The organism is Mycolicibacterium setense, assembly GCF_000805385.1.
Taxonomy (GTDB): domain Bacteria; phylum Actinomycetota; class Actinomycetes; order Mycobacteriales; family Mycobacteriaceae; genus Mycobacterium; species Mycobacterium setense.
In genome coordinates, this window is sequence record NZ_JTJW01000009.1 from 302275 (window position 1) to 314716 (window position 12442).

Here is a 12442-nt window from a genome sequence, read left to right on the forward strand (position 1 = left end):
GTGACAGCCTCTAGTTCCCCAGCTTCGACGCGATATGCCGACGGGAACGGATACCCAACTTGCCGAACACTTTTCGCAGGTGCCACTCGACGGTGTGAGCGCTGATGAACAGTTGCGCGCCGATCTCCGAATTGGTCAGTCCGTCGGCGGCGAGCCGGGCGATCTGCATCTCCTGCGCGGTGAGCGACGCGGCGTCGACCGCCCGCCGGCCCGTTGCCCTGGCCGACGTCGCTGCCCCTGCGGCGGCGAGTTCTCGGCGGGCCCGCTCAGCGAACCCGTCGGCGCCCAAGTCGCTCAGCAGGGCGTATGCCTGGCGGAGGCGTTGCCGGGCTTCGTCCCGTCGCTGTTCGCTCCGCAGCCACTCGCCGTACACCAAATAGGCTCGTGCGGTGAGCATTCGGACGTCCGTACGCTCAAGGAACTCGATCGCCTCCCGATAGCGTTGTTCGGCGACGGGACCGTCAGCCACCAGCGCGCCGACGTAGGCCGCCGTGCCGCGCGCCCAGTCGGTCCCGCTCACCGCAGCCATGTTCTCGATATGTCGCACCGCCTCGGTCGCCTCGGCCGGCACCCCCGATCGTGCTGCCGCCTCGACCAATTCGACCATCGACCATGTCGACAGTCCAAGCTCCCGTGGATATGCCGATCCACGCCGAGCAGCCAGGAGCGCCTCGTCATACCGGCCGAGTCCGTTGTACAGTACCGCGGCTGCCCACTCCGTCGCCGTCAGTGCCTTGCCCTCGCCGCGCAACAACGGGTCGGAGGTGATCAGATCGATCGCTTGCATCGTGCGCGTCTCGTCGCCTCGCCACGGTTCGACGACCATGGCGCCGTAGTGCGCGAAGAAACTGCTTCCGGTGACCTCGCCCAACGTTGCGGCCTGAGCGACCAGCGCGTCGGACGCGGCCAGGTCGCCCGCATAAACGCGGTTCGACAACCGCAGCAGCAGCGCCGACGGCAGGACGGCAAGTGCGCCGGCGTCCACAGCAAGCTCGACCAACCTGGCCGACAGCGTGGACCAGGCGTCGAATTCCCAAGTGTTGTGCGCCAATCGGCACGCCAAGGGCAGCCAGCCCAACCCATCCGCTGGGGAGAACCCTCCTGTTCGATAGGCCGCGAGGGCACGGTGAACCAGCGGCGCCCCCTGCGCGTAACCCGCAACCGTGATCCGGGAAACGCCTTCCAGGAGCAGATCTGAGCAAGCCGGGTCCGCGGGCCGCCGCATCGCGAGGATCGCAGCCGCCACCTGCTCCACCCCGACCTCGTCAGGCAATCTGCCGGCGGTGAGGGCGGCGTAGAGGGCATCACGATAGGTCTCGGTTGCCAACGCCGAGTCAAGTGGCTCAAGCTGTTTGGCCGCGCCGAGGAGTGAGGGCAGACCCGCGCTCGCGCTCCGGAACGAGAAGAGACTTCGCCCACGCACGAGTTCGGCGAGGGCATGCTCACGCTTGGTCAACGGCAGCGCCGCGAGGTCGTCGAGAAGTTCGAGAGCCTCACCGAACTCGCCTGCCTCGCTCTTGGCCTGCGCTGCTGCCAGCGACCGGGAGCCACGACGACGCGGATCAGGCGTGAGTTCGGCGGAACGGTCGAGAAATGCGGCCGCCGCGGCAGCACCACCGCGTGCGCGGGCGCGGGCAGCCGCCAGCTCGAGGCCTGCGGCCACACCTTCATCGGGCTGACCTGCCGCACTTGCCAAGTGCCACGCACGTCGATCGGGGTCGTGTTCGGGGTCCGTCGCCTCAGCCAACGCCCGGTGCACCTGCCGGCGCTGCAGTGTCGTCGCCGATTTGTATACCGCCGAGCGCACCAGCGGATGCCGGAACCGGACCATCGTGCCGATGGTGAGTAGCTCGCCCGCCTGAGCTTCGGAGCCGGCGGCGACGGTGTCGATGTTCAACTCCACGGCCGCGCGGCGCAACAACGCAGCATCTCCCACCGGATCAGCCGCGGCGAGCAGCACCAGAAGCTGGGCCCCCGGTGACAACGAACGAAGGCGACGCAAGAAACCCTTCTCGATCTGGCCGGCCAGCGGTTGGTCGTCGATCCGGTCGGTCCACACGGCCACCTGCGCAGCCGTCACCTCACGTGGAAGTTCCAGGAGCGCAAGTGGATTCCCCCGGGATTCGGCCAGAATACGATCGAGCACCCGGTCGTCGACGCGGCCCGGGCAGCCCCGTGCCAGCAGAGTCCGGGCGTCGTGATCGCTCAGGCCCTCGATCCGCAGCGCGGGTAGATCCGCCAGGGCATCGCCCACTACGGGCTCGCGTACTGCGAAGAGCAGCACCACCCGCTCGGCCAGCAGCCGGCGACCGACAAACGACAAGGTCTGAGCGGAAATCCGGTCCAACCATTGCGCATCGTCGATCAAACACACCACGGGCTGCCGCGCCGCCGCTTCCGCCAACAGGCTCAGGACTGCCAGTCCGACGAGGAACCGGTCCGCGGGAGTGCCCGCGCTGAGCCCGAACGCCGTTTCGAGCGCCGACCGCTGTGGGACAGGTAGCCGGTCGAAATGTTTCCGGAAGGGCTCGCACAGCCGGTTCAACCCGCCGAAAGCCAGCTCTGCCTCCGCCTCGATCCCCGCGACGCGCACCACCTGGCATGCGGGCGCGTGGTCGCCCACGTAGTCGAGCAACGCGGTCTTGCCGATGCCGGCTTCTCCCCGCAGGACCAGTGCTGCACTGCGACCGCCCGCCACCGCCGTGACCATGTCGTCGAGGGCCGTGCGCTCCCATCGCCGGCCGACAAGCCGTCCCCGCGTTCCGTCGAGTCGCGCCATCTCCTCGACACGAGGCGTCTGGACGGTCCAGGCCAACCGGCCTGAGGTATCGGGACTCATGCGGCTCGGGAGGCGGCGTAGCCGCCGGCGAGGATGTGCTCCAGATCCCGCCGATCACCGGTGCGCGCGGCCTGCAGGAACGCGGTGGCAACACGGCGGTGCGCGGCAATCCGGACTGCTGAGACGCGCTCACCGGTGTCGAGGCGGGTCTGGGCCCGGCGAACCAGTTGCCGCGCGTTGGCGACACTGGTTCGCAGCAACGCGGCGATGTCCACATACGCATAGTCGAACCCTCTGCGCAGCACGTAGGCGCCCAGCTCCCCTGGCGTCAACCTGGCCATCAGCAGCGCCAGCAGCTCCTCGACCAGAGCGGTCTGTTCGGTCCGCGACACGGGCTCGTCGGCGCCGGTGTCGACCAGGTAGTCCAATGGCGACGCGGTCGGTGCTTCGTAGCGGTGCCGGGCCGACTGGATGACGTTGATCGCGAGGTTCGTCGTGGTGGTGGTCAGAAATGCGGCCGGGTTCTCCACGATCGCGCGGTCCGTGCGCTGCCACCGCAGCCAGGCCTCCTGGACCAGGTCTTCGGCGCCACAGGTCTCTCCGGTAACTCCGTAGGCGATACCGAACAGCCGCGTGCGATGGGTGAGAAAGGTGTCGAGAGCCAGGCCCAGTTCATCCGGTGTCGACATACCTCCACCCTGGATGCCACGGGGCCTCCGTCGCGCCACGGAACTGCGTGGTCGAGTCCGTGGGCTGTGCACCACGGGACTACGCGGGCCGGCTACGTAGCGGGGCTAGCCCGAAGGTGCCAGGGCACCCGGCAGCTCGCGGCGGGAGCTGATGCCGAGCTTCGTGTACACCTTGCGCAGGTGCCATTCCACGGTGTGTGGGCTGAGGAAGAGCTCCGCGCCGATCTTCGGGTTGGTCATTCCGGCGGCGGCCAACGCGGCGATCTGCGCCTCCTGCGGGGTCAGGCTGGTCGTCGGCCCGGCTTCCCGGCTTCGCACGTGCTCACCGGTGGCCAGCAGTTCGCGCCGCGCCCGTTCGGCGAACGCCGTGGCTCCCATGCCATCGAACATCTCGTGTGCGGTGCGGAGGTGTTCCCGCGCCAGTGCCCGCCGACGGTTCCGGCGCAACCACTCGCCGTAGAGCAGGTGGGTGCGTGCCACCTCGACGACCACGCGGTCGCGGGCAAGTTCCTCGATGGCCGTGCGGTACAGCGCGTCCGCCTCGTCATCGTCGGCGAGCAGGGCTCGGCTGCGCGCGCTGACGCCACGTGCCCAGCCGGAACCGGCCGCGCGCGTCAGTTCAACCAGACGATCGAGCGATGTCTGGGCCGCCCCGAGCTCGCCACACCGAACCGCGGCCTCGACATGCTCGACCAACGACAGCCCGGTGAAGTTGTAGCCGTCGTGCTCGATGCCCGCCCGGGCCACCGCGAGTGCCTCGTCGTACCGCGCCAGGCCGTTGTACAGCACTCCCTGGACATAGCCGGTGACCCCCAGGAGCGAGACCTCGCCGTGTTGGGCAGCACGGGCTTTGGCCTCCGCGATCGGGCCGGCAGCGGCATCCTCCTCACCGCGCCACGCGGCCAGCACCAGCGAGGCGTAGGCGTGTGGGGTTTGTCCGGTCGCGGTGGAGATCGCGTCGGCCTCGTCGATCATGCGGGCGGCCGTGGCGAAGTCGCCATGGTGGATGTAGACGCCACCCAGGTAGATCAGCGCCGGCGGCAACGCCCCGAGCGCACCGATGTCACGGGCGAGCCTCACCGCCCGGGTGGCGAAGGTGTCCCACGCGGGCAGATCCCACCCGTAGTGGATGAACGATTCCAGCGCGACCGGCACGAGCAGCAGCCATCGCATCGTCGCCTCACGGCTGTGCAGGTCCTCCTGCGCGAACGGTTCGAAGGCCCGGCGCAATGCCGGCACACCGGTCTCATAGCCGTCGGCCAGCAGGGTGGCGACGCCGTCCAACAGCAGGTCGGCGGCCTCGGAGTTCGACGGCGGAGCGCCGGAAGCCCGGGCGGCGACCGCCGCGGCCTTGGCGCCGGCGGCTCCGTGGACCCGGCCGGCGAAGACTGTCGCGCTGATCGCCTCCAGATAGGTCTCGCGGGCCAGTGGCGACCCGGCGGCCGTGAATTGCGCGGCGGCGTCGAGCAGCAATGGAGCCGCTTCGTCACTGCGACTGCGGCCGAACAGGATTCGGGCCCGCAGACGTGCCAGCCGGGCCTGGTCCAACGGGTCGAGCGGACACAAGCTGGCCAGGGTGGCCAACTCGGTCGCGCGATCCGGGGAGGCGGCCGAGAAATGTGCTTCGGCCGCCGCCAGCGCCCGGCGCCCGCGCTGCCAGAGGTCCGGGGTCAGCTCGGTGGCGCGCTCCAGCAGGACCGCCTCGGCCGCCATCCCACCGCGCTGCCGCGCCCGGCCCGCCGCGTGGTCCAAGCCCGCCGCGACCTCCTCGTCGGGCCCATCGGCGGCCTCCGCCGCGTGCCAGGCGCAGCGGTCCGGATCGAGAACCGGGTCGGTGACGGCCGCCAGGGCCCGGTGGACTGCCCGGCGCTCCTCGGGATCGGCCTGCCGGTACACCGCCGAGCGCACCAGCGGGTGGCGGAACCGGACGGACTCGCCGAATTCGATCAGACCGGCCGCCTTGGCGGGCGCGGCATCGGGCGCGATGTCCATCGCCTCGGCCGCGCGCACCAACAGCCGGGCCTCCCCGATCGGCTCTGCCGCCGCGATCAAAAGCAGCGTTCGGGTCGGCGCCGGCAGCATCTGGATCCGGTCGGCGAAGCCCTGTTCTATGCGACTCGACACCGATTCGCGGGCCGTCGCACTCCCCGCCTCCACGCCGTAGGCGAGCTCAGCGGCACTGCGGCCGCGGTAGAGCTCCAGCAGCGCGAGCGGATTGCCGGAGGTCTCGGCGACCAGCCGATCGCGTACGCGCTCCTCGAGCCGCCCCTCCACCGCGGCCTCCAGCAGTTCACCGGCCGCTGCCGGCTCGAGACCTCCCAGCCGCAGTTCAGGCAGGTTCTTGAGGACCGCCTGGCCCTCTGGATCGCGCACGGAGTAGACCATCGCGACGGCCTCGGCCAACAGCCGGCGCGCCACGAACTCCAACGTCAGCACGGACACCTGATCCAGCCACTGGGCGTCGTCGACGATGACCAGTACGGGCTTTGTCTCTGAGGCCCGGGTGAGCAGGGTCAGAACCGCCAGGCCGACCAGGAACCGATCCGGCGGATCACCGGCGGCCAACCCGAAGGCGACCCGCAGCGCATCCCGCTGCGGCTCGGGCAGCGCATCGACCGTGCCGAGGAACGGTGCGCACAGTTGGTGCAGGCCGGCATAGGCGAGTTCCATGTCCGCCTCGATCCCGCGGGCGGTGGTCACGGTCATCCCCGAGGCCTGGGCCGCCACGAACTCCAACAACACCGATTTCCCGATGCCGGCCTCGCCCCGGATCACCGCTACCGCCGATTCACCCCGGCGCAGCCCGCTGAGCAGGTCGGTCAACTGCGTGCACTCGCGTTGCCTGCCAACCAGGTTGGGCAACGGGCTGGCACTCATGCGTACGGCTCCTGGCAGGGCTGGGCGGCACGGATGTGCACGGCTGGCGAGAAATCTACCGGGATTGTCACAAACCGTGACGCCGCCCGGTCGGTACTTATAACCGGTCGTCTGCCCCAGGAGATTCCATGTCACCCCGCGAACATCAGCTCGCCACGTCTGTCCTGGTGGTGGGGGTCGGGGGTGCCGGGTTGCGAGTGGCCATCGAACTCGCCGAGGCCGGCGTGGCGGTCACGGCAGTGAGCAAGCACACACCGGATGACGATCACACCGGTCTGACCCTCAGCGGGATCAACGCGGCGCTGGACACCGGCAACGGCTGGGAACAGCACGCGGCCGACACCCTGCTGGAAAGCCGCCTGCTGGCCGATCCACGCACCGTGCAGCGGGTCGCCCAGGGCGCCGCCCAAGGCATCCACGACCTGGAGCGCTTCGGCATGCGCTTCGAGCGTCACGACGCAGGACGGGCCACCGGGACCCATCCATACCGGCGCAAGGCCGACGCCGGCGAAGTGCAACGCGTCCTGCGTGAACACGCGGTCCGGCTCGGGATCCCGATCCTCCCGACGGTTTATGTGACTCAGATCCTGGTGAACGACGGAGCGGTCTTCGGCGCCTACGGCTTCGATCTCGTCGACGGCGCACGGTATCTCGTGCATGCCGACGCGGTGGTCCTGGCGACAGGTGGCCACACCCGGATCTGGCGCCGGACATCGGCCCGCCGGGACGAGAACACCGGCGACTCGTTCCGCCTCGCCGCCGAGGCGGGCGCCGGATTGCGAGACGCCGAACTCGTGCAGTTCCGGCCATTCGGCTTACTCGGTCCCGAAAACGCGGCAGGGACACTGATCAGCGATTCGGTGTGCGAAGAGGGCGGTTTACTACTGAACACCGTCGGCGAACGGTTCATGACCCGATACGACCCCGAACACATGGAGCGCACCAGTCGGGACCGGGCCGCGATGGCGTCCTACGCCGAGATCACGGCGGGTCGCGGTACCCGGACCGGCGGGGTCTGGCTGGACCTGTCGCATCTGCCTGCCGAGAAGGTCATGACCCGACTGCCGCAGGTGTACCAGACCGTGTTGGAGCTCCAGGGGCGCGACGTCACCCGGGACCCGATCGAGGTGGCCCCGACCGCGCACTACTCATTGGGCGGGGTCGCGGTCCGGCCCCAGGACCACGGCACCGAGGTCGACGGGCTGTTCGTCACCGGCGAAGCCACCACCGGATTGCACGGCGCGGGGCTGCTGGACGGAAACTCCTTGATCGCGGTGATGGTCTACGGCCGGCTGACCGGGCAAGCCGCAGCCGACTACTCGGCGCGGCTCACCGCCCAGCGTCGCTCACTGGCGGCGGTCCGTGAAGCTGAGGCGCAAGTCGACCGACTGCTGGCCGCCGATGGCGGTGAGAACATCCGCGGGTTGCAGCGTGCGGTGCGCAACCTGATGACCGAGCACGCCGGAGTGGTCCGAGACGAGACCGGCCTGCTCTCCGGATTGGCAGCGCTCGGGGAGATCGAGGCGCGCATCGCCGACGTGGGTGTGCACACCGACATCAGCGGCTTCCTGGACCTGGCGCACGCCTTCGACCTCCGGTCCGCAGTGCTTTCCGCCCGCGCCACGCTCGAGTGTGCGCTGGAACGACGTGAGACCCGGGGCTGCCACATCCGTTCCGACTACCCCGATCTCGACCCGGCGCTGCGGGTGAACCTGGTGTGGTCACCGCACCACGGCGTGCGCCGCGAGCCGGTCGCACCGATACCCACCGACATTGCCGAGTTGATGCAGTAGGAGTCAGCGCTTCGGTTCGCCGTGCTCGGCCTCGGCCAACCGTTGGTGCAGCCGTTCCCGGATGTCCTGCGGGGTGTAGGCGTTGCGACGGCGTTGATCACGCGCCACCATCACGCCACCCGCGACTACACCGGCGACACCGGCCAGCCCGACCCACTTCCAGATACTGCGCATGCTCAGAGTGTGCCTAAGCTTCGGTGGTGAAAGCGAACACGGTGTCGTTGACCAAGGCGCTGGAGGAGACCCGTACCGGTGACATCTGGCTGTTTCGCGGCGGCTCCGGACCGGATCGGGCGATCCAGACGCTGACCAACAGTCCCGTCAACCATGTCGGGATGACCGTGGCGATCGACGATCTGCCACCGCTGATCTGGCACGCCGAGCTCGGCGACAAGCTGCTCGACATGTGGACCGCCACCAACCACCGCGGCGTGCAGCTCAACGATGCCCGCCAGGCCGTCGAACGCTGGGCGCACAGCTACGGGCAGCGCTGCTGGATCCGTCAGCTCACCCCGTTCGCGTCCCGCGAGCAGGAGGACAACCTCCTCAAGGTGATCGCCCGGATGGACGGCACGGCCTTCCCCACCACCGCGCGGCTCACCGGCCGCTGGCTTCGCGGGCGCATACCAGGCGTCGGCGATTTCACCCGCGGAATTCCCTTTGTGCACAGCAAGGTTCGCCAGTCGACCGAGCGCAAAAAGGCGCGCACCCGTCAGGTCGGGCTCGAGACCGCCTACTGTGCTGAAACCGTGGCCATCACCTATGAGGAGATGGGCCTGCTGAGCACCGAGAAGCACTACAACTGGTTCGATCCGGGCTCGTTCTGGAGCGGTGACGAGCTGCCGCTGGCCACCGGTTACCGGTTGGGCGACGAGATCTCAGTGATCGTCGACTAGGGGGCAGCCCGTCGGTCTCTGACGCCGTCACCTTCTGAGCCATGAACCAATCTGGCCCATAGCCACCCTCAGGTGTCAGCGATGTCCCGAGACATACACCTGTCAGCGATGTCCCGGATCAGAACATGTCAGTATTGAGCAGCAATCCTCGGTGTAGTGCTTCCCTCGATCGTTCAGCCGTGCAAATGCCTTCGAGGCACGACTCCGTCTAACTGGGCGGGGGCGGGCATTCGAGAACCGCGATCGAGTTGCCGGGGAACAGCCGGAGTTGCGGATGTTCGGCGAAGATCTTCACCGCCTCGTCATGTGAGTCCGCTTCCACGATCATGTACGCCGTCATGCTGTCGGTGAAGTCTTCGGTGCCCTGCGCTGTCACCGACTTCTTGGCGTTCAGCGGAGCGCCGGCGTCGACAATCGCGCTCTGGTGTGACTGCGCCCATGAGGCCCAAGCGCTCATGAACTCCGACTGCTGTTGCGCTGTGATTGAGGCTTTGTCCGCTTCACCTGCCGCGCCGTTGAAGATCGCGAGGAATCTGCCCATAGCCGAACCATAGTGGCGCACCACGTTGTGCGGCCTGCCGTGCCTTCCTGGGCCGCTGCGCGCGATCGGCGGACCGCTAGACCCCGAACTTGGCGCGTGCCTGGTCGGTGACCGGCGTGAACAGGTTGACGAGGTTTCCGTCGGGATCGCGGAACAACAGCGCCCGATTGCCCCACGGCATCGTTGTCGGCTCCGTGACGACGTCATGCAATCGGCCCCTGAGCCGCTCATAGTCTGCGTCCACGTCGTCGACGATGAACTCGACGATCGCGCTCCGATTGGCTGCGGCCTCGGCCGCCCCAACGCCGAAAAGCGGAACTGTCTTCTCGCTACCGATCGCCAACGTGCCTGCGGGCGTGGGAATCTCCGCGAAAAGTTCGTTGGCCCAGACAGCGTCGGCGGCGGTGACCACCTCGTAGAACGAGACGAGGCGCTTCACGTCGGCGGTGATGAGCCGGATCGAAACAAGCTTCATCCCGCACACGCTAGACACGGGCACCGACATCTTCGCGTCAGCGCATCAACTGCGGTTGACCCTGACAGCCTCTTGAATCAGTGCTTTGAACGCGTCCGCGTCCAACTCGTCGTCTTCGCGCAGGTCAATGGAACGCCCGACCGGCGCCTCGAGACTCGCGTTGAACAAATGGTCTGGATCCTTCACCGACGAGCCTTTGGCGAAATTCACCTTGACCTTGCCCTTGTACATCTCCAGCGTGCAGATCAGGCCGTCCAGTGAGAACGCCGGCACGCCATCGGGGTTCGATGGCTTGCGCCACTTGATCTCCTCGACGACGTCAGGTTCGGCTTGTTTGATCAACGACCGGATCTCATCGACCCGATCGACGCGCCAATCCTCACTCACAGCCGTCAATGTACTCCGCTCTGCGGCCCTTAGATGCGCGGCTTGAGTTCCGGCGCGGCAGCGACGATCACGTCGTGCATGCGTCGCATGACAGCCCGCGCAGGCTCATCCATTCCCGCGATCCTCTCGAGGACCTGCTTGAGGTTCTTGTCGTCCTTGGCAACCACTGCCATGTCCTTTCGCCTGCCGGTATCGATCCACCGGCACAATGGAATTGGCGCGCCAGAAGGCGCAGCACCCCATTCGGACATGTCCTGATCAGCTCAGGCCTCTCCGCAATGATTCAGGTGATCGTTCACCTGGAAGCGCAGAAAGTGGCGGCAGACATCGCCGCCACGCCAGGCACGTTAACACGCAGTTCCCACCTCCATAGGGAACTCCAGTGCATTCCGGCACCGATCAACGTCAGCCATCACTGCCAGTCAAAACGTCGGTGCGGTGGGATGCTCAATCGGAGTTCCGTGAAGCCTGGGAGAAACGATGCCAAACCGCTGGTCTGGAGTAACCATCGATTGCGTCGATCCCATTCGGATGTCGACTTTCTGGGCCGCGTTGCTCGGTATTCCAGCGTCGAGCGAGCATGGGGATGATCCCAACTGGGCGACTGTGGGCTCGCGCTCGGGACCGTTTCCCCGCCTCACCTTCCAGCGCGTACCCGAACCGAAGGCCACAAAGGTACGCATTCATCTGGACGTGCAAGTCGACGACATCGCCGAGGGTCTCGTTCAGGTCGAGGCCCTCGGCGGACGGTGGGCGGGCATCCGCAACGACTACGACGAGGGCGTGGTCGTTGTCATGCTCGATCCCGAAGGGCACGAATTCTGCTTGGTCCAATACTTCGAGGACCACGCATCAGAGGTTGACCAGGAATCGGTCAGACGTTGAACCGGAACTCCACCACGTCCCCGTCGGCCATGACGTAGTCCTTGCCCTCCATCCGGACCTTGCCCGCGGCCTTGGCCGCGGCCATCGACCCGGCCTCGACGAGGTCGTCGAACGACACCACCTCGGCTTTGATGAAGCCCTTCTCGAAGTCGGTGTGGATCACGCCGGCCGCCTTGGGCGCGGTGTCGCCCTGATGAATCGTCCAGGCCCGTGATTCCTTGGGCCCGGCCGTCAGATAGGTCTGCAACCGCAACGTGTGGAAACCGGCCCGGGCCAAGGCGTCCAGGCCGCGCTCGCTCTGCCCGATCGACTCCAACAGCTCGGCGGCCGACTCGTCGTCGAGCTCGATCAGCTCCGACTCGATCTTGGCGTCCAGGAACACCGCGTCGGCCGGGGCCACCAGCTCCCGCAACTCAGCCTGCTTGGCTTCATCAGTCAGCACCGACTCATCGGCGTTGAACACGTACAGGAACGGCTTGGTGGTCATCAGGTTCAGCTCGCGGAGCACCGACCAGTCCTTGCCGGTCGAGAACAGCGTTTTTCCGTCATCGAAAACCGCCTGCGCTGCGACCGCCGCTTCCAGCACCGGCTTGCGTTCTTTGTTGTTGCGGGCTTCCTTCTCCAGGCGCGGCACCGCCTTCTCCAGGGTCTGCATGTCGGCCAGGATCAGCTCGGTCTCGATCACCTCGATGTCCGAGCGCGGGTCCACCCGGCCGTCGACGTGGACCACGTCGTCGTCGGCGAACACGCGCACCACCTGACAGATGGCGTCGCATTCGCGGATGTTGGCGAGGAACTTGTTGCCAAGGCCTGCGCCCTCCGAGGCGCCTTTGACGATGCCTGCGATGTCGACGAAGGTCACCGGCGCCGGCACGGTCTTCTCCGAGCCGAAGATCTCGGCGAGCTTGTCGAGCCGGGGATCGGGCAGCGGAACCACGCCCTCGTTGGGCTCGATGGTCGCAAACGGATAGTTGGCCGCCAACACGTCGTTACGCGTCAGGGCGTTGAAGAGAGTCGACTTTCCGACGTTGGGCAAACCGACGATTCCCAGGTTCAGGCTCACAGGGACCACAGTCTAAGCCGGTGTGACGGGCACGCCAGCGCGAGCTGGCAGCACGCG

12 protein-coding genes are annotated in these 12442 nt (G+C 67.4%); 3 read left to right on the forward strand and 9 right to left on the reverse strand.

The genetic code is table 11. The features are described from left to right. Positions 1 to 10: 10 nt before the first annotated feature. The 3 genes from QQ25_RS24025 to QQ25_RS24035 form a co-directional block, all read right to left on the reverse strand. Positions 11 to 2839: a LuxR C-terminal-related transcriptional regulator gene (locus QQ25_RS24025; protein WP_234706184.1), complete on the reverse strand. Its 2829-nt coding sequence runs from the start codon at positions 2837 to 2839 to the stop codon at positions 11 to 13. After that, positions 2836 to 3468, reverse strand: coding sequence for a sigma factor (locus QQ25_RS24030; RefSeq protein WP_052236025.1), 633 nt, complete (start codon positions 3466 to 3468; stop codon positions 2836 to 2838). The genes QQ25_RS24025 and QQ25_RS24030 overlap by 4 nt, the downstream gene beginning before the upstream one ends. A gap of 105 nt (positions 3469 to 3573) precedes the next feature. Beyond that, positions 3574 to 6345 (reverse strand): helix-turn-helix transcriptional regulator, encoded by a 2772-nt coding sequence (locus tag QQ25_RS24035; protein ID WP_039323893.1) that lies wholly within the window; start codon positions 6343 to 6345, stop codon positions 3574 to 3576. 128 nt (positions 6346 to 6473) lie between these two features. Here QQ25_RS24035 and QQ25_RS24040 point away from each other — a divergent pair, with 128 nt between their 5' ends. Then, positions 6474 to 8138, forward strand: coding sequence for an FAD-binding protein (locus QQ25_RS24040; protein ID WP_039381468.1), 1665 nt, complete (start codon positions 6474 to 6476; stop codon positions 8136 to 8138). 3 nt (positions 8139 to 8141) lie between these two features. Here QQ25_RS24040 and QQ25_RS30665 read toward each other — a convergent pair whose 3' ends face one another. Continuing rightward, positions 8142 to 8312, reverse strand: a complete 171-nt coding sequence (locus tag QQ25_RS30665) for a hypothetical protein (protein WP_101906485.1) — start codon at positions 8310 to 8312, stop codon at positions 8142 to 8144. A gap of 41 nt (positions 8313 to 8353) precedes the next feature. On the opposite strand from QQ25_RS30665, the gene QQ25_RS24045 reads away from it, so the two are divergent. Next, positions 8354 to 9034, forward strand: a complete 681-nt coding sequence (locus tag QQ25_RS24045; RefSeq protein ID WP_082017675.1) for a guanylate cyclase — start codon at positions 8354 to 8356, stop codon at positions 9032 to 9034. Between the two features lie 208 nt (positions 9035 to 9242). Here QQ25_RS24045 and QQ25_RS24050 read toward each other — a convergent pair whose 3' ends face one another. The 4 genes from QQ25_RS24050 to QQ25_RS30670 form a co-directional block, all read right to left on the reverse strand. Further along, positions 9243 to 9575, reverse strand: a complete 333-nt coding sequence (locus QQ25_RS24050; RefSeq protein ID WP_039323901.1) for a YciI family protein — start codon at positions 9573 to 9575, stop codon at positions 9243 to 9245. Positions 9576 to 9651: 76 nt separating this feature from the next. Further along, positions 9652 to 10050, reverse strand: coding sequence for a VOC family protein (locus tag QQ25_RS24055; protein ID WP_039324036.1), 399 nt, complete (start codon positions 10048 to 10050; stop codon positions 9652 to 9654). Positions 10051 to 10095: 45 nt separating this feature from the next. Beyond that, a complete protein-coding gene (locus QQ25_RS24060; RefSeq protein ID WP_052236026.1) occupies positions 10096 to 10437 on the reverse strand; it encodes a DUF1801 domain-containing protein in 342 nt (113 codons plus the stop codon). 29 nt (positions 10438 to 10466) lie between these two features. Continuing rightward, entirely contained in the window at positions 10467 to 10610 is a 144-nt protein-coding gene (locus QQ25_RS30670) for a hypothetical protein (protein WP_201774265.1), read from the reverse strand. 307 nt (positions 10611 to 10917) lie between these two features. Here QQ25_RS30670 and QQ25_RS24065 point away from each other — a divergent pair, with 307 nt between their 5' ends. Next, a complete protein-coding gene (locus QQ25_RS24065) occupies positions 10918 to 11322 on the forward strand; it encodes a VOC family protein (RefSeq protein ID WP_052236027.1) in 405 nt (134 codons plus the stop codon). Here the strand turns inward: QQ25_RS24065 and ychF are convergent. Next, on the reverse strand, positions 11312 to 12385 hold the full coding sequence (ychF, locus tag QQ25_RS24070; protein ID WP_039324039.1) for a redox-regulated ATPase YchF: 1074 nt from the start codon (positions 12383 to 12385) through the stop codon (positions 11312 to 11314). The two genes, QQ25_RS24065 and ychF, sit on opposite strands and share 11 nt — an antisense overlap. Positions 12386 to 12442 lie beyond the last annotated feature (57 nt).